At 38.2% G+C, this 18,463-nt stretch carries 13 protein-coding genes; 4 read left to right on the top strand and 9 right to left on the bottom strand.

The window, feature by feature from the left end; genetic code table 11:
* Positions 1 to 67 precede the first annotated feature (67 nt).
* Positions 68 to 1,142 (top strand): peptide chain release factor 2 gene (prfB, locus tag QM481_RS19540; RefSeq protein ID WP_166553164.1). Its coding sequence is split into 2 segments (ribosomal slippage): positions 68 to 127 and positions 129 to 1,142, totalling 1,074 coding nucleotides; the frame shifts between segments, so codons are not numbered across the junction.
* Between the two features lie 561 nt (positions 1,143 to 1,703).
* Positions 1,704 to 4,787, top strand: a complete 3,084-nt coding sequence (locus tag QM481_RS19535) for a serine hydrolase domain-containing protein (RefSeq protein WP_283382990.1) — start codon at positions 1,704 to 1,706, stop codon at positions 4,785 to 4,787.
* Positions 4,788 to 4,804: 17 nt separating this feature from the next.
* Here the strand turns inward: QM481_RS19535 and QM481_RS19530 are convergent, their stop codons facing one another.
* The 5 genes from QM481_RS19530 to QM481_RS19510 all read right to left on the bottom strand — a co-directional run bounded on the left by QM481_RS19530 (position 4,805) and on the right by QM481_RS19510 (position 9,764).
* Positions 4,805 to 5,572, bottom strand: coding sequence for a phosphoglycerol geranylgeranyltransferase (locus QM481_RS19530; RefSeq protein ID WP_283382989.1), 768 nt, complete (start codon positions 5,570 to 5,572; stop codon positions 4,805 to 4,807).
* On the bottom strand, positions 5,532 to 5,960 hold the full coding sequence (locus QM481_RS19525) for a hypothetical protein (protein ID WP_283382988.1): 429 nt from the start codon (positions 5,958 to 5,960) through the stop codon (positions 5,532 to 5,534). Before QM481_RS19525 ends, QM481_RS19530 begins: the two co-directional genes overlap by 41 nt.
* A 238-nt stretch (positions 5,961 to 6,198) precedes the next feature.
* Positions 6,199 to 6,537 (bottom strand): phage holin family protein, encoded by a 339-nt coding sequence (locus tag QM481_RS19520; protein WP_283382987.1) that lies wholly within the window; start codon positions 6,535 to 6,537, stop codon positions 6,199 to 6,201.
* 71 nt (positions 6,538 to 6,608) lie between these two features.
* Positions 6,609 to 9,194 (bottom strand): M14 family metallopeptidase, encoded by a 2,586-nt coding sequence (locus QM481_RS19515; protein WP_283382986.1) that lies wholly within the window; start codon positions 9,192 to 9,194, stop codon positions 6,609 to 6,611.
* A gap of 171 nt (positions 9,195 to 9,365) precedes the next feature.
* On the bottom strand, positions 9,366 to 9,764 hold the full coding sequence (locus QM481_RS19510; protein ID WP_240915740.1) for a TraR/DksA family transcriptional regulator: 399 nt from the start codon (positions 9,762 to 9,764) through the stop codon (positions 9,366 to 9,368).
* Between the two features lie 444 nt (positions 9,765 to 10,208).
* On the opposite strand from QM481_RS19510, the gene QM481_RS19505 reads away from it, so the two are divergent.
* Positions 10,209 to 11,483, top strand: coding sequence for a Glu/Leu/Phe/Val family dehydrogenase (locus QM481_RS19505; protein WP_095166370.1), 1,275 nt, complete (start codon positions 10,209 to 10,211; stop codon positions 11,481 to 11,483).
* Between the two features lie 414 nt (positions 11,484 to 11,897).
* Here the strand turns inward: QM481_RS19505 and QM481_RS19500 are convergent, their stop codons facing one another.
* Complete coding sequence (locus QM481_RS19500) at positions 11,898 to 13,229, bottom strand: DUF58 domain-containing protein (protein WP_283382985.1); 1,332 nt, start codon at positions 13,227 to 13,229, stop codon at positions 11,898 to 11,900.
* 342 nt (positions 13,230 to 13,571) lie between these two features.
* Between QM481_RS19500 and QM481_RS19495 the strand changes: the two genes are divergently transcribed.
* On the top strand, positions 13,572 to 14,531 hold the full coding sequence (locus QM481_RS19495; RefSeq protein WP_095166371.1) for an AAA family ATPase: 960 nt from the start codon (positions 13,572 to 13,574) through the stop codon (positions 14,529 to 14,531).
* Positions 14,532 to 14,811: 280 nt separating this feature from the next.
* Here the strand turns inward: QM481_RS19495 and QM481_RS19490 are convergent, their stop codons facing one another.
* The 3 genes from QM481_RS19490 to QM481_RS19480 form a co-directional block, all read right to left on the bottom strand.
* On the bottom strand, positions 14,812 to 16,206 hold the full coding sequence (locus QM481_RS19490) for a DUF6056 family protein (RefSeq protein ID WP_283382984.1): 1,395 nt from the start codon (positions 16,204 to 16,206) through the stop codon (positions 14,812 to 14,814).
* Positions 16,207 to 16,594: 388 nt separating this feature from the next.
* Positions 16,595 to 17,482, bottom strand: a complete 888-nt coding sequence (locus QM481_RS19485) for a DMT family transporter (protein ID WP_283382983.1) — start codon at positions 17,480 to 17,482, stop codon at positions 16,595 to 16,597.
* 246 nt (positions 17,483 to 17,728) lie between these two features.
* The coding region (locus QM481_RS19480) for an IS3 family transposase (protein WP_283382982.1) at positions 17,729 to 18,463 on the bottom strand (735 nt) is incomplete at its 5' end.

Genomic DNA, 18,463 nt, shown 5'->3' with positions numbered 1-18,463 from the left:
GAAGTCGCTGTTATTTCTTCCCTAAAAATGCACTATCTTTGCACCTCAATTAAAACAATCAAACAACATGACAAGAGACAGGTTCAATGACCTGAAAGCCAGAGTAGAGGCTTTGAGGAGGTATCTTTGACTACGATAACAAGAAGTACCAAATTTCAGAATTAGAAACCATCACGCTAGATCCTGAATTTTGGAATGACCCCAAAAAAGCAGAAAGCATCATGCGCCAAATGCGTGAATTGAAATTCTGGACTTCGGGTTTTGACAAAGCCAATGGACACTTGGGGGATTTAGAAACTATTTTTGAGTTTTATGACCTTGGCGAAGCTTCAGAAGAAGAGGTAGATGCCGAAGGAGAGAAACTTGAAACCCAACTTGGTGAACTCGAATTCCGCAAAATGATGTCTGATGAAGGCGATAATATGTCTGCTGTACTAGAAATCAATGCAGGAGCAGGAGGGACAGAGTCGCAAGACTGGGCTGCTATGCTGATGCGTATGTATATCATGTGGGGCGAGAAAAACAACTTCAAAGTAAGAGAAGTAGACCATAACGATGGCGATGTAGCGGGTGTAAAATCTGTGACACTCGAAATTGATGGCGAATTTGCCTATGGAAATCTTAAGTCCGAAAATGGGGTACACCGCTTAGTTCGTATCTCTCCGTTTGACTCCAATGCTCGTCGTCATACTTCTTTTGCGTCTGTATATGTATATCCATTGGCCGATGATACAATTGAAATTGACGTAAATCCCGCAGATATTGAATGGGATACTTTCCGTTCGGGAGGTGCAGGTGGTCAGAACGTAAACAAAGTAGAAACAGCAGTACGTTTGACGCACAAACCTTCGGGAATTATTATTGCTTGTCAGCAAGAGCGTTCACAGCTACAAAACAAAGAAGTTGCCCTACGATTATTGAAGTCTAAACTCTATCAAATCGAAATTGAAAAGCGTAACGCTGCTCGTGCCGAGGTAGAAGCAGGAAAGAAAAAGATTGAATGGGGCTCACAAATCCGTAGTTATGTCCTCGACGACCGTCGTGTAAAAGACCATAGAACCAATTACCAGACTTCTAATACAGATGCTGTATTAAATGGCGAAATCAACGAATTTATCAAAGCTTATTTGATGGAACAATAGTTTCAGGTGAATTGAGTGAATGAGTGGTTGAGCGATTATTAAAAATACATTGTCATTGGTAGAGACGCAATGCTTTGCGTTTTAAGCCGAGTTAGACGTAGCATATTATTACCCCAAAAGCGGTCAGAAAAACAATTTCCGACCGCTTTTTTTAATGAAATTGATGTAGTGGCAACTCTTGTAGTTGCTATTTTGAAGGCGACAACTGCAATGGTTGCCACTACATCTAAAAATACTAATCATAAGAACTCTTTTTGACAAAATAAAATCCTTCATAACAACCCTAATTTATGACTCACAATGCCACATGAATACATAAATAAGTAAAATCACTCAAACCCTCCATCACAATTCACGCAATTGATAATAAGTTTGGTTTCAGGTTTTTAATGCCAAAGTATTTATGGTAAATTTGTAATTTAAAAGAAAATTTGTTTTGTGGAATTAGGCTTGAGGAGTGGTTTTTGTGGAAAATGATTGTCAAAACGGACAATAAAAGATAACCTAGCCATTGAATTCGTTTAGTTTAGCAATAGACTGAATAGGAAATTAGAGAAGAAGATGTTGAAAAGATTATTAGCGTTAAGTTGTATTATAACCCTATTGTTAGGTGCCATCGTTGTGGCAACGGATGTTTCGTCGGCTTCACCGCTTGAACAGCAAAGAGCCCGAAAGCGTCGCCATGTGAGTCGCAAAAGTAGTCGATCACGCAAAAGTCGTGCACGTGTGCGACGTGTGGCAATAGCGCACCCAATTGCGAATATGGTTTTTACACCGCCAACAGCTCCTCTTTTTAATACCAACAGTATTTTACTAGAAAATCAATGGGTTGATAGTGTATTTACAACTTTGACAGATGACCAAAAAATAGGTCAGTTCTTCATGTTGGCGGTACATCCCAATAATGGAGAAGGACATTTCAAAAAAGTTGAAACACTTGTCAACAATTATGGAGTAGGAGGAGTAATTTTCTTCAAAAGCGAACCTCACCTTCAAGCACAAATCAATAACCGTCTTCAATCACAAGCTCGCGTTCCTTTATTAGTATCCATCGATGGCGAATGGGGTTTGGCTATGCGTATGAATTATACGATGGCTTTTCCGAAACAAATTACCCTTGGTGCGATTCAAGACAACGACTTGATTTATCGTATGGGGCAAGAAATTGCTCGTCAATGTAAGCGTTTGGGTGTGCATCTCAATTTTGCTCCAGTAGTAGATATCAACAGCAACCCTAATAATCCGATTATTGGACACCGTTCTTTCGGTGAGCTACGCGAGAATGTAGCCGCCAAAAGTAGTGCTTATATGCGTGGTATGCAGGCTGAGCAATTATTGGCTTGTGCCAAACATTTTCCGGGGCATGGCGATACACATGGAGACTCACATCGTACCTTACCTCAATTGGCTTATAGTGCACAACGCCTCAAGGACATGGAACTATATCCTTTCCAACGATTAATTAATGATTCTATCAAGTCTGTTATTGTTGGACACCTCCAAGTACCAGTATATGATTGGAAACCTGCCACGCTTTCTCCAACTATTGTGACAAATTTGTTGAAACAAGAAATGGGTTTTAAAGGATTAGTTATTACTGATGCCTTAAATATGCGTGGAGTTCAAACATCTCCTCATATACCCGGTGGCGTAGATTTGCAAGCGTTTTTGGCAGGAAATGATATTTTGTTATACTCTGAAAATATTCCAGAAGGTATCAAAAAAATCAAAGAAGCCATTACCAATGGCACCATTCCACAAGCGGAGGTAGATTATAGAGTAAAGAAAATTTTACATGCTAAATATTGGGTAGGGTTAAACAAATTCAAATATGTTGAGACTACTAACCTATATCAAGACCTTCATACGCAAGAGGCAGCAGCCATTCGTCAAGAGTTATTCAATGGTGCTGTGACTTTGGTGAAAAATGACCAGACTTTACTTCCAATGAGTGGGGGAGACAAAAAATTGGTTTCCGTAGGTCTTGATATCAGTCCTGATAATAGTTTTGAAAGGGCTTTGGATCAATACGGTAACTTCCAACATTTTACTAGCGGAGGCAAAAATTCTGAGGCATTTTATAATGAAGTCCTTCGCTCAGTAGACTCAACTAGCACGGTGGTTGTTGGGATTCATGATTTGAAAAACACGCCATATACACGCTACGGAGTAAGTACTTCAATGCAGGAGTTTATCAAAAAACTAGAAAAGAAAACCAATGTCATTCTATGTGTTTTTGGAAACCCTTACAGTTTAAAATATTTCAACGAGTCTAAAACCGTAATTTGTGGCTACGAGGATGTGTCTGAAGCGCACAAAGCAGTTGCTAATGTGATTTTTGGTAGACTTTCAGCCAAAGGAAAACTTCCAGTATCCGTAGAAGGATTGTACAAAGCAGGAGATGGTATTATTACCAATCAAACAGGATTGGTACAAGATGGTAATCCTGAAGGTTTGGGTTTTAATACCACAACACTTAACCAAATAGATACGATTGTTCAGAGTGCCATTGAGCAAAAAGCTTTTCCCGGCTGTCAAGTGGTGGTAGCTCGTAAAGGACAAATTGTATATCAGAAAAACTTCGGACGACTAAGTTATGAGTCGTCCAGCAATCCAGTCAACGACCAAACCATTTATGATTTGGCATCAGTGACCAAAGTATCAGCCACCTTACAAGCCATTATGGCTTTATACGATCAAAAGAAAATAGACCTTGAACAAAAGGTCTCTTTTTATTTAGAGGAGTTACGTGGTACTAACAAAGAACATATTACCATCAAAGATGTGCTTTGGCATCAGGCAGGGTTAGTAGCTTATATCCCTTTTTGGAATCGTACACGCACACCTTTAGGTTGGAAAAATGAATATTACAGCAATACTGAATCGTCCGAATATCCATTGCAAGTAGCCGAAGGAATGTATGCCAAAACTGCTATTCGTGATTCTGTTTGGCATTGGGTAATTCAATCGTCATTGACTGGAAAAAAAGACAAAGAAGGACATTATGGATTTGTCTACAGTGATTTGGGTTTGATTATGATGCAACATTTAGTAGAAAAAGTATCAGATCAATCTTTGGATATTTTTGTAAAAAACACGTTTTATCAACCATTAGGGCTAGCTACTACGGGCTATAATCCTTTACAACGTTTTCCAAAAGTTCAGATGGCACCGACTGAAAACGATAAGGTATTTAGAGAGAGATTATTACAAGGAACGGTACAAGACCAAACTGCTGCCATGTTGGGAGGTGTATCTGGACATGCAGGTTTGTTTAGTTCAGCAAAAGATTTGGCTATTTTGATGCAAATGAATTTACTCAAAGGCTCGTATGCTGGCAAAAAGTACTTGGAAGAAAGTACTGTCGAATATTTTACCCAAACCAAATCTCCAAGAAGTCATCGCTCATTGGGCTGGGATAGATTGCCCTCAGGAGGCTCTAGTAGCTATATATCCTCTTTGGTATCACCCACCTCGTATGGACACTCGGGCTATACAGGCACGCTTGTATGGGTAGATCCAACCAAGGAAATCGTATTTGTATTTTTGTCTAACAGAGTAAATACTTCAGCTGAAAACACCAAAATAAATACATTAGGTATTCGTAGAAAAGTAATGGATGTGGTTTATAAAGCGCTTAAATAGAGTAGAAATATCAGGAGTCAAATAGAAGCTTGATTATATTTTTCAAAAACCTTTGCTACTTCTTCCAAAAACTCTGGTTTGTCCTCAAAGGCATTGCCAATCGTGATAATATCTGCCCCTGCTTCTAGGGCTTGAGCTACCTTTTCAGGCGTATTTAATCCTCCTCCTACAATCAACGGAATATCAATCATCCCTCTCACTGCCTGAATCAATTTGGCAGGGACTGGAATTTCGGCTCCACTACCTGCATCCAAATAAATTAATTTCATTCCTAAATATTGTCCAGCCAAAGCGGTACAAGCCGCAATATCTGGTTTGTTATTTGGAATTGGCGTGGTATTAGACATATACGAGACCGTCGTCGGGCGACCACTCTCAATAAGCAAATAACCTGTCGATAATACCTCTAGCTGGCTTTGTTTGAGCAAAGGAGCAGCAACCACATGTTGACCAATCAAAAATTCAGGATTTCGTCCCGAAAGCAATGACAAAAACAAAATGGCATCGGCTGATGGCTCGATATGCAAGCTATTTCCTGGAAAAAGAATGACAGGCTTAGAAGTCTGCGATTTAATTTGACTAATCACAGACTGGATAGAAGGCGTGGTAATTAAACTACCACCCACCAAAAAGAAATCTATTGGATAGGTATTACAAAGAGCCAACAACTTCGATAAAGAGTCTTCATCCACTTTATCAGGGTCAATAAGCACCGCTAGTGCCTTTTTTCGTTGCTCTTTAAAGCTATTCAGTTGTTGGAGTAAGGTTGTTGTTGTCGTCTGCATCAGCATTAATAGATTCTTTCATCAGCGAAATCGCTTCTAAGATTTTGTCTTTAGCAATGGCAATCAAAAAAGACATGATATATCCCTTGATTGAGCTAATAATCCATGATTCTTCTTTGGGTTCTTTAACGGCCAGAGGAAGATTGGTATTTTCATCGTAGACGATTTCTTTCACCTTCGTTTTTTTATCGGCAGGCGAAAGCCATCTGAACAATAAATAAGTGCCAAACAAAACACCACCAATGACCAAAGTGGCTGTACCGACTTTAGTAGCTTCGGTTTTGAGAGTGATTACTTGCGTGTCGATTTTATTTTTATATTCCTGTGCTTCTTGCTGCAATTGCTCCTTGCGAGCAGCTGTGTTTGGTGAACTCAATGCTGGTAACATAAGGGATAGGGCTTTTATCTCGAAAGATTTGAATGAAAAACGATTGATAAACCTTTTGATTCAAACGAAAAACACATTTCTAAACATTGAAAAATTAAGGTATAAATGTTTAGAAAAATACCAATCAATGCATCAAGCACTTCTACAACCCTTAGGTGTGGAAAGCTCTTTGCGTTCAAAACTAGGAAAAAAAGTATTCTTTTCTGTGAAAATTCTTCAAAAATGAGTTTCCGAGCTACTATTCAACCGTATTGGTTGAGGGAGTTTTGAGCGGTTCGTTTTCCTGTAAAGGTTGTTTGAGAAGAAAAAATACAAGCCCTGTAATGATACCAAGTAGGCTTGTGACAATCACAAATCCTAAAAAGTCACTATGCGTAAGATGATTTAGGTAAAGGGCAAAAGTAATGAAGACAAAGACAAGGAAAATGGCAGAAACTATGCCCAAAACAAGCAGTAACACCAGCTTTTTGATGGCTGCTTCAATGCGTTCTTGAACTTCAATCTGAGTTAGTTCAATTTGAGTTTGTACGTATTTGTACAAATTATCGACCAAGCCGTTGGGTTCTAAAAGTTTCATATTTTTGAATCAGCCCGAACCTTAGTTCGGAGGTTTATGAATGAACTCCGAACTAGGGTTCGGGCTATATATTAGTCTTCGTCGCCCCCTCTGATACCAGAAAGGATATTGCTTCCGAAGAAAATAGCATTCAAAAATAACTTATTAGTTCCATACCAAAAAGCTCTGAAGTTAGGATTGTCAGTCATCACGATAACTTTTCCTGCTCCGTAAGCTGTAGCAACTACTGCTGGAGTGTTCTTCATGGTCTTTTTGTTTGGCTCTGTAATGTACCCACTAACCAATGGGTCGTTAGCGTAAATTAATGGAGCATTGTACGGATCTTTGATTTTTTCTAAGAAAATTGTATTGTCCTTAAATACACTCAAAGTAGGTTCTTTGTAGCCATAACCAATTGGGTGAGTTGGGTCTAATTTTACTTGAAAAATAGCTCCAGCAATTAATTGAGCGCCTTTGTATCTCTCAGCCAAAGCATAAGGTTTTGGACTTGAAGTAGTATCTGCAGGCGTATTTTTGATTTTTACTGGTGAAAGCCCTTTCGAAGCTACCCATGGTACAGCATCTGTTACGGCGATTAGTGTACCACCTGCACGTACCCAGTTTTTGATTTTCTCTTCGTTCAAGGCGCTATACTCACCACTCGATAGAATCAAGGTATTGTACTTGTCAAGACTCATACGGTTTACTTGTGCAATATCAGACATCGTCAATGGCAAGTTTACACGAGTATCCAACAAATGCCAAATTTCTCCCGCATCGTTTGGATTGATACCGGCTCCTGTAATCATCAATGGACGTGGTGCGCGCATTGGGGCAAAATAGCTACTTCCTAAGTCAATACCAGTTGGCGTCAAGCCTGTTGGAGCTGCATAGAAATCAATACCATCTCTTTCAGCCAATTTTTCTAGTAACGTTCGTAATCCGTCGAGATTGCTTAGTTGGTTACCGCCAGCGGTAATTTCTACAGTACCATAGTCAAAAGACTTGGTGCCGCCTTCGATTACGCCTGTAAATGGTTCTGTGGCAACTTTAAGCTTATAGCCTTTTTTCTGTAGTTCATACGCAGCACGTGGTGCAAAATATCCATCCCATTCAAACAAGTAAGCGTAATTGCTTGTACCAACCACACGACCTTTAGGGAAATCATTTTTGGATAACTTCTCGCCTAAAGCTACAGGCGTTTTAGCTTCGCCATAAGGTACGTTGAAGCATAATGGCATTCCCCATGCTGAAATATCATAGAAAAGTGAATCTTCGAATTTGGTACGTTTTTCAAAAATACCCTGTGCCAAACGATACTGTGGTTGTGAAAGTGGCACTACATACGAATTTTCTTTTTTGAATGATTTACCTTCTACTGTTTCATCTTTTGACAAACGATACACTTCAATGTCGTGCTGACGTAGAATACGGATCATTTCATGAGTCTTCACATGATCTGTTGTATTACCAAAAACGTAGGCTTGCGTAGCGCTAGGATTTTTCTCCTGATAAAACGAGCGTTGGTAATCTAACAATTCTTGACGCATTGCTTTTGCGGCACGTAGTGTAGAAAGCGTTGTCGTAAATTGATTACGAATCGTAAAGGCAAAACTCATCGGTCCATTAGGTGTATCTTGTAAGTGTCCACGTGAACTTGCTTGCTCAAACAAGATACCAATACAACCTTGTGCATCTGGGAAGGTCGAACCTTTTCCGTAATAAAAATCATCGTAACCTTCTTTGGTAAAATACAAAGAGCCGATTTTGTCCAAAGCAGAAGCATGGAATTTTCCGATTTTCTCAGTTAGTTCAATGTTTTTCTTTGGTGTTATAGGGTGCGTACGTGCTGGAATACCTGGCTGGAAAAAGAATGACGAGCCGCTTCCCATTTCATGGTGGTCAGTCAAAATATTAGGCTTCCATTCGTGGTATTTCACAATACGACCTTTACTTTCAGGGTGCTGAGTGTACAACCAGTCACGGTTAAGGTCAAACCAATAGTGATTGTAGCGACCACCTGGCCAAGTTTCATTCAACTCACGACTGTTGGGGTCAGCTACCAAGTTCATGCTTTTATTGGCATTTACCCAGCTCGAAAAACGTTCGCCACCATCAGGGTTGATGCGTGGGTCAACCAAAATCACCGACTCATTCAAGACCGAATCAATCTCTGCGCCTTGTGCTGCTGCTAAATAATACACCGCCAAAGGAGAGGCATTAGTACCACTGGCTTCGTTGCCATGTACCGAATAGCCCATCCAAACAACGATTGGCATATCTGCCGTTTTGAGGCTAGATGACTTATCTGGTTCAACAAGTTTGTGGTGTTCAGCTTTGATTTGGTCGATATTGGCCAAATTTTTTGGAGAAGAAATAGTTAAGAGGAGTAACGGACGGTTTTCGTAAGTTCTTCCGTATTCGACTAACTTGACACGATTAGATACTTCAGCAACCTTTTTCATATATCCAACAAGCTGTTCGTGCTGGATATGCCATTCGCCTACTTGGAAGCCAAAATATTGCTGTGGCGTTGGAATGGCTGGGTCATATTTGACATTTTGTGGTAAATAATAGCTGTCTGCTACTTGAGCAAACGACAAATGACTAAGCATTAAAAGCAAAAAAGCGGTTGCCCGCTTTAATATGCTAATGCTAAACGAGTAGCGGTAATTCATAGTGTGAAAAGTTGGTTGATAAAGAAAGACGATAAAAATTTGAGCACCATCTTGTGTGTTGGCGCTTATATAAAGTTTTCAAAAAATAAATGCACACGAATTACCAAAAGATTTTCTAGTAGCTAGATAACCTTTAAGTAAAAGCACTAGAAACTCAGTGGACAAACGTTACTAACGTTGCTTCATGAGTTTTGCTTCGATTGTTTGTTGAGTATGAGGCACTGCTCTCAAACGCTCTTTTGGAATCAACTTGCCAGTATCAATACAAACACCATAAGTGCCATTTTTGATACGAATCAAGGCATTTTCCAACTGCGTTGCAAATTTTTGTAAACGAGCAGCCAATTGGCTCATACTTTCCTTTTCAGAAGTATCAGCACCATCTTCCATCAACTTTGAGCTTCCCGAAGTCACATCAGTACCTGGGTCGTTACGCTTGTGTAGAGCTTCACGGATGTAATTTAATTCACTACGAGTGTCATCTAATTTTTTAGTGATTAGCTCTTCAAACTCCTTCAATTCCTCTTCAGAGTAGCGTGTTTTTTCTTCTGCCGAACCTGTATTCATCATAATTGTACCAATGATTTTAGTGAGTCAAAATCCCTTTGCGTAGGGAACATCCTTAAAATTGCGCAAATATACGTGGTAAATTTTTAGTAATTGAAATATTTCAAGAAATAATAAAAATTTTCCCAAAAATAACAATTTGGTAATTTACCAATTTTGCCAATGGTTATTTGGTAAATGCTTGTATTACCCATAAAGTTAAAAAGCAAAAATGAAAAATTGTGTAAAATTGTGTTTTTGGCTAAAAAATCGGGTATTTCTACTTACAGACCAGACACTTGACATTCTCGTTTAAGGGTTGCAATATTGTGAATATTTCATTAACAAATTGATTTTTTGGAAGTTTATTTTGTATTTTATAAAGAACGAGCTGGTGATTAATTTATGAGAAAAATCACTCAATTTTTTTATAAAACTTAATAGATTTCAACAAACTGTGATAATGCTATGACATACATAGAACCAGCTCCTATCAAAGATAAGGAGAACCCTTTAGAATCCATGATGCAACGATTTGACAAGGCTGTTGAGTTGTTAGGTATCTCTGAAGAAATGTACTATATCTTGAAAGTACCCGCACGCCAAGTAACGGTTGGATTACCTATTACCATGGACGATGGAAGAATCAAAGTGTTTGAGGGTCACAGAGTTATACACTCAAATATTCTTGGTCCAGCCAAAGGAGGTATTCGTTTTGACCCAGCTGTAAACATCGACGAGGTTCGTGCTTTGGCAGCTTGGATGACTTGGAAATGTGCCGTTGTGGATATTCCTTACGGTGGTGCAAAAGGTGGTATTGCTTGTAACCCACGCGAAATGTCTGCGGGTGAAATGGAGCGTTTGATGCGTGCTTACACGGTAGCTATGTTAGATGTATTTGGCCCAGATCGTGATATTCCTGCGCCTGATATGGGTACTGGTCCTCGTGAGATGGCTTGGTTGATGGACGAATACTCCAAAGCAAAGGGTATGACTGTAAATGCTGTCGTAACTGGTAAACCACTTGTATTGGGCGGCTCATTGGGTCGTACAGAGGCAACAGGTAGAGGTGTGATGGTTTCGGCTATGGCTGGTATGGACAAACTAAAAATTAATCCATATAAGGCTACTGCGGCTATTCAAGGTTTTGGAAATGTTGGCTCGCATGCGGCTATTTTGTTACATGAAAGAGGGGTAAAAGTAGTGGCTATCTCTGATATTTCGGGTGCCTATTACAACGAAAACGGTATCGATATCGAAGGTGCTATCAAATATAGAGACTTGAATCGAGGTACTTTAGAAAACTTCCCAGGAGCAGAAAAAATCACTAACGAACAACTTTTGACGCTGGATGTAGATGTATTAGTGCCTGCTGCTAAAGAAGACGTTATTACACACGATAATGCTAGCTTTATTCAAGCAAAAATGATTGTAGAAGGTGCTAATGGTCCAACTTCGGCATCAGCTGATGATATTATCAATGAAAAAGGTATCTTGGTTGTACCTGATATTTTGGCGAATGCTGGTGGTGTAACCGTATCGTATTTTGAATGGGTACAAAACCGCATGGGCTACAAATGGAATCTTGACCGTATTAACCGTCGTTCAGACCGTATCATGAAAGATTCTTTTGACAAGGTATTCTTAACTTCTCAACAATTTAATGTTCCGATGCGTATTGCTGCCTATATCGTAGCTATCAAAAAAGTAGCTGATACCTACAAATTTAGAGGTGGATATTAATCGTATTGAGTGATTTTAACGTATCTGTAGAGACGCAATGCTTGCGTCTTAATCCGTATTAAAAAGCGGTCGAAAAAACAATTTTTGACCGCTTTTGGGTGAAACATATTCATTCATTTACCTTTTCTTATTGCAAAACAAAAATTAAAAAATGTGTTATCCCAAAGTGCAACATTGGGAATATTCTCTAAATGTTTATCAAAAAAGGCGTTCGAAAAACTTATTTCGAACGCCTTTTTTGATAAACAACTACTATATATAACTTGGCTTGAGACGCAATCATTGCGTCTCTACTGCTAGAATAAAAATTTTAATATAATCATACATTCAATTACTAAACTGGGGATGACTCATGTTTGGTATAAATTAACAGGTCAAAAGCCAATAACCGATAACCAATACCTAATAACTCCTTTAAATCGCTCCTTTAGCTTTCAACATCAAGTATTTATTGATGGTGTTAATTGATAATTGTTGTGGACTTGTCAATAATGCTTGAATCCCATATTGCTCTAACTCTTTCACAATCAGCTTTTTTTCATAATAAAACTTTTCTGCAATAGTTTTTTGGTAAATTTCTGCCGTTGTCGAAGCGGGTTGTTCAAGAATATTCTGTAGTCCCGTATTTTCAAAGAAAACGACTAATACTAGATGTTCTTTGGCAAGCTTTCGAAAATGAGGCAACTGACGACGCATAGAATTGACCGTTTCAAAATTGGTATAAATTATCAACAGGCTTCGTTGCTTGATTTGCTTTTTGACATGGATGTACAATGCCTCGTAGTCGCTTTCCTGAAAAAGTGTTTGTTGGTGGTACAACATATCCAAAATACGGTGAAGTTGTCCCGATTTACGGTCGGCCAAAAGCGTTTGATTAATTTTATTCGAAAAAGTAATCACTCCCGCTTTATCGTGCTTGTGTAAAGCGATATTTGACAACACCAAGCTCGAATTAATCGCATAATCCAATAGCGTGAGTCCATCAAAAGGACTTTGCATAATTCGACCTTTATCGATAAGACAATAAATCGACTGCGCTCGTTCGTCCTGATAACTATTAACCATCAGCTCATTGCGTCGGGCTGTAGCTTGCCAGTTGATCGTTCGAATATCGTCGCCTTGTACGTAGCTTCTGATTTGTTCAAACTCCTGCGTATGTCCAATTCGTCTGATTTTTTTGATGCCCACATCCGTTAATCGGTTCGAAATCGCCATTAATTCGTATTCTCGCATTTGCAAAAATGAGGGATAGACGGCTACCGTTTTATCTTTTTCAAACTGAAATCTCCGTTGTAACAAACCCAAAGGCGAACTCACAAATACATTTAATGCGCCAAATAGATATTCTCCTCGTTGGGTAGGTCGGAGGGTATATTGTAAATTTTGGGTTGTATTACTTGCTAGTTGGGTATCTATCTGAAAATCTCTTTTTTGAAACTGAAAAGGAATCTCATCGACTAAGCTAATCTTTACCTCAAAACCATAGCGGTTTTCTAAGGCTATTTCGATGGTATTTTGGTCGCCATTGGACAAACGTTCTGGAATAAATCTTTTGGCAATAAACGTTTTTTGACTCCCCAATAACATTGCTAAGTCTACCAAAAGCATTCCTCCAAATGCCAAGCTCAATAACACAGAAATATTAAAAAGCCAAGGCAATACAAATGCTAAGCAGAAAAGACTAATGAGAGCGGTAAATCCCCAATAGACAGGCTTATTGATATAGATAGATAAGATTTGTTTCACGAGAAAGTGGAATTGTGCGAGTAAGACAACAGCATAGAACTAGACTCTTTGCTATTGGTAAATTTGAATGGTTTTTTTCATAAAGTCAAACGCTTTGTTTCAACTTTAAGGGGAAAGTTTTTTAAAATGAATGAAAGAGGGAAGATTGAACCTACTCGAAGGTTTTGAATGTAGCAAAGAAGCTTCTATTCATTGAAACTCGATACGATTGGCAGTTTGAGCTTTTTTTCGTAAACTTGTCACGAAAGCCTAAGAGAATAGTGTTGTTGGAAAAGGCTTGTAAAAATAAACTCTTGCTTGTACTTAGGCAAACTTGTACAAAAACTTACTTCTTATTGACTGATGAATTCTCGCGCAAAAATAAAACAGGTATTTGATGAAATGGGTAAAATCGTGGTGGGGCACGAGCGCCTTACCAACCGATTGTTGATTGGACTTTTTACTGGAGGACACGTTCTTTTGGAAGGTGTGCCAGGTTTGGCCAAAACCCTTACGATAAATACACTAGCTAAAATCCTCGATTTGAATTTTCACCGTATTCAATTTACCCCCGACTTATTGCCTGCTGATTTGATTGGGACGATGATTTATAATCGTAAGCTTGATGATTTTGAGGTACGCAAAGGACCTATTTTTGCCAATATCATTTTGGCTGACGAAATCAACCGTGCACCTGCCAAAGTGCAGTCGGCATTGTTGGAGGCTATGCAAGAAAAGCAAGTAACCATTGGCGACGAAAGTTATATTTTGGATAAGCCTTTTTTGGTACTAGCTACCCAAAACCCTGTAGAGCAAGAAGGTACGTTTCCGTTGCCAGAAGCTCAGGTTGACCGTTTTATGCTAAAAGTATTTATGGGATATTTGAGCAAAGAACAAGAACTAGAGGTAATGCAAAAAATGTCAAATATGGACTTTAATTATAAGCCGAAGGTTATTTTGACAAAAGAAGACATATCTAATATCCGTCAAGAAATTAATAAAATTACGATTTCAGAAACACTCGAAAGATATATCATCGAATTGATTTTTGCGACACGTAAACCTGGAGATTACGGCTTGAGAGATGAGGCTCGTTATGTACAGTTTGGTGCATCACCGCGTGCAACGATTAACCTGAACCTTGCCGCAAAAGTATTAGCTTATCTTGATGAAAGAGACTACGTATTGCCAGAAGATATTAAAGAAATAGCACCAGATGTACTAAACCATAGAATTATGCTCAATTACGAGGCCGAAGCTGATGGTATAACCACTATGCAGGTAATTGATACGATTTTGAGAAGAGTGGCTATTGGTAGATAAGTTGAAAATAGAAACCATTTTGACTTTAGTAGTTAAAAATCTGAGCTTTAGCAGTAGAGACGCAATGATTGCGTCTTAATCAGCGTCATATCTAGCACGGTAAAATCAAAAAAGGCGGTCGAAAACTAATTTCGACCGCCTTTTTTGATAATGTATTTCAACATGGTACCTCTTTAGACGCAAAGCATTGCGTCTTTACTAGTAAAATGTAGATTAACAATAATCACTCATCCACTCAATCAAAAAATCACTCAATTAAGGAAAGGATGTGATAGTAGATTTATTTCTTCATCACAATCACCTTCTTTTTAAAATAAGTAGCATAGCACTTGTTCCAAAGATGGTCTTGATTATCTTTAATCTCATCGAAGTACAAGGTTTTGGGAGCGTGTTTCAAAGGTGTTACATAAATGGTATCTGCTTTTGACTCCTGAATTAGCTTGTATCTAGCCGTCATTTCTTCATCATATCCTTTGGCATTTCCTGAGCGAATATCCGCATACATAATTCGTAGATTGGTACTTTTTGACCAAGCAAATAACGACCATGCTGTTAAGCCCAGTACAAAAACAACGTTGTGCAAAGGTAAAGTAATCAGTTTTGGAAACTGATTTAAGATACTTAATATCAAGTAAAACCAGCCTGCTAAGAAAAACACATAAATGGCATTTTTGACACGATCGGGCACGCCATCAGGGTTACCGTAGTGAATCGCAAAAAACATTAACGTAAGCAAAACCCCAAGGCTTGCAATGGTATATAGCAAATTGGTTTTGAATAATGCTATCTTGGTATTGGGTACAAATTTTTGATACCATGCCGCAAACAAAAGAGTCATAGGCAGGAGTGGGCTATAAACTACCCAGTGGAAACTATCTTTGAATGTTGATTTGATTGCCTTCGTTATTGCCAAGACGATATTACCGCTCAAAGCGCCACCTTGCATACGAACTTGGTTACCTGGGGCTTTGATTACCAAGAAATACGCACACAACACAGCTACAATGCCAAGCATGGTAAAAAACTTGTCAAAACGCTTTTCGAAAAGAAGAAAATATAGCCAAACCAGTCCTAAAAAAGCAATAATCATCAACATTACCACTTCGTTTGAACCTACAATAAAAAAAACTAATGTGGCGCAAAGCAAGGCTACGGCATTTTGAAGAGATTGATATTGTGGAGAATAATATCGTATGAGCACAGCCACCAAATACATCCAATAGCACACCGATATGGGAAAAATAAAGACTGAAGTGTACCAGAAAAAATTATCAATAATACTTGCAGATTCGGCAATATAAAGGCTCAAAAATGCTCCTGTAAGCACTAGTTTATTACTACGAATTGTTGGAATAAACTCTCCAATCATCAGGTAAAATGAATGAAATAGTAGCGCCAAAATGAGAACAGGCATAATCTTGACAAAGCCAAAATAACCAAATGCCAGCGGTGAGGCATGGAATAACATGTTAGAAATATATCGCCCCGACCAGCCTTCGTAGTATAAACGCTGACCTTCCCAAAATCCATAATCACGGGTCATGTAGGCAAAGCAATAGTCGTCTGCTACAGATGGATGATTGAAATAGCCCAAAATCGCAATGGGCACTACACTAAGTAAGAAAATTACCCAGATAATCGAATGCGAAAATGCTTTAGTTTGTATAAGTTTCAAAACCGAACGTAAACTAGAGTGAATGAATATGAAAGAAGCCTACCTAGACTCAAATAATCTTGCAAAATAAAATTGCATTAATGTGCTTTAGGCTATAAGCCGTAGGCGTTAGGCAAAAAAGCTTTAATTCCTCCATGAAAAAAACTATTTAACTTTCAGCTTACGGCGTATCGCTTAATGCCTACTGCGGGTAAAATTCTTTTAATTTTACCCGCTAACTTATGTGATGATGTGCGGTAATAAGAATTTTAGAACGTATAAACTCTTATTGCCTTCAAAGGTATCTTTTAAATGATAATTCTTAAAAGATACCCCTAGCAAAATTACCTGATTTCTTAGATTTTCTTGTTAGTCAATTAATAAATACTCGCATTGATAGAGAAAAGCATCATTTGCCAAACCTTTTATTCAAGATAGGATAAATCAAAATAGCGATTAAAATAACCCCTGTTCCTGCATAAAAACCTAAGTTCATTTGTTCTTTTTCTCCAAAAATTAGATAGGCAAATATAATCCCATAAACAGGCTCCAGATTGAGGGCAAGATTGAATATAAAGGCTGAAAATTTAATCAGTAAACCTATCGTAACAGTGAACGCATATACCGTACAAATCAAAGATAATATCGCCAACCAAAGCCAATCCCAACCATGTGGAATTACTTGATCGATGGTTAAGTAGCCACTTTTGAGAGTATAGAGCAAAGGAATTAATGAGGTAATCGCTGCACCCGTCATTTCGTAAAATGTGATAACCTGCGAAGGAAACGACTTACCAAGTTTGGAGTTGATTACCGAAAATAAGGCACTTAGCATAGCTGCCAAAATACCTAAAATCAAACCCCAAATATGCTTTACTTCTGATAAAAAAATCATGCAAAGTCCACCGATGACTAATAAGCCAAGCAGCACTTCATGTGGACGAACTTTGCGTTTGTAAGTAATAGGCTCAATAATACTTGTCCACAAAGTAGCGGTGGAAAAGCCAGCCAAGCATAAGGCTACATTGGATATTTTGGCAGCAAAGAAAAACAAAAACCAATGTAATGAAATCAAAAATCCTGTTGATAATAACTTGATTGCTCCCGAGCGATCTATTTTTAAATCTACCTGACGAAACTTTAACACAAAATATATTCCAACAGCAGCAATGGCAGTTCTGAAAAATACAGTACTCAAAGAATGTACAGAGATAAGAGTCCCTAATATCGCCGTAAAACCAAGTAATAATACAATGAAGTGTAATTGGATATAGTCTTTGGTAGTTTTGTTTTGCATAAAATCTGTTGTTTAATCAACCAAGGTATACTTGTTTTAGAACAAATGAAATAAAAGTGGCGTATAAACAAAAATGAGTTAACCATTGAGTTAGTAAACATTAGTCCATAGACACGCTGTTTCCTAACTGAAAAGTTAACTCATTTAGAGGATTTATAAATTATGAATTATGAATATAAAGTGCTGACAGTTATTGTTGTCCTTGCCTAAAATAGGTTGCCCTGAGTTTTAGCCAAGTTAAAGTAATCAAAATAGTAAAATAGTTTGATTTGGGTTTGTGTTTTTTGAATAATCACATGTCCAAATCGGCAAATTAGGTTTGTTTTCATTGTTTAGTTCTTTGATGTACTGTTCAAACGCAAAAGGTGTTAGTCCTTTCAGGGCTGCGTGTGGTCTTTGATAGTTGTATGTGTGAATAGCCGTTTTAAGCTCAGTTGCTAATTCGTCAAAATTTGTAATATTTTTATAGCTTAGATACTGATTTTTAATCGTGCCATTCACTCTTTCAATATGAGCATTTTCGTAAACTTCATTACACATACTGATGCTAATTTCAGCTTCGTTTAAAATGCTAATATAGGTTTCACTGATGTACTGACTTCCTCTGTCTGAATGATGGATAAGCTCATGCTTGAACTTATTCTGTTTCCGAGTTTTCAATGCCATTTTTAAAGCAATGATGTTGTTTTCTGCTCTCATATTATCCGCAAGAGAATATCCAACGATAAAACGAGAATACACATCTAAAACAAAAACGATGTAGTAAAACCGATCATTTACTTTAAAATAGGTAATGTCACTCGTCCAGAGTTGGTTAATATCAGTGATAACTTTATCAACCAAAAGGTTTTTGTAACGACTGTAACGACTGTAAGGACTTGAAAAAGTAGTCCTACAGAGGTTTCTATAGGCTTTTACTCGAAAGCCATAATAGAGTCCAATGCTAATAAAGGCATCTCGTCCGATTCCTTCTGGCTGATA

Origin of the sequence: Flectobacillus rivi, assembly GCF_030056655.1 — a bacterium.
GTDB lineage: Bacteria > Bacteroidota > Bacteroidia > Cytophagales > Spirosomataceae > Flectobacillus > Flectobacillus rivi.
This window is presented reverse-complemented; position numbering and strand designations above follow the sequence as displayed.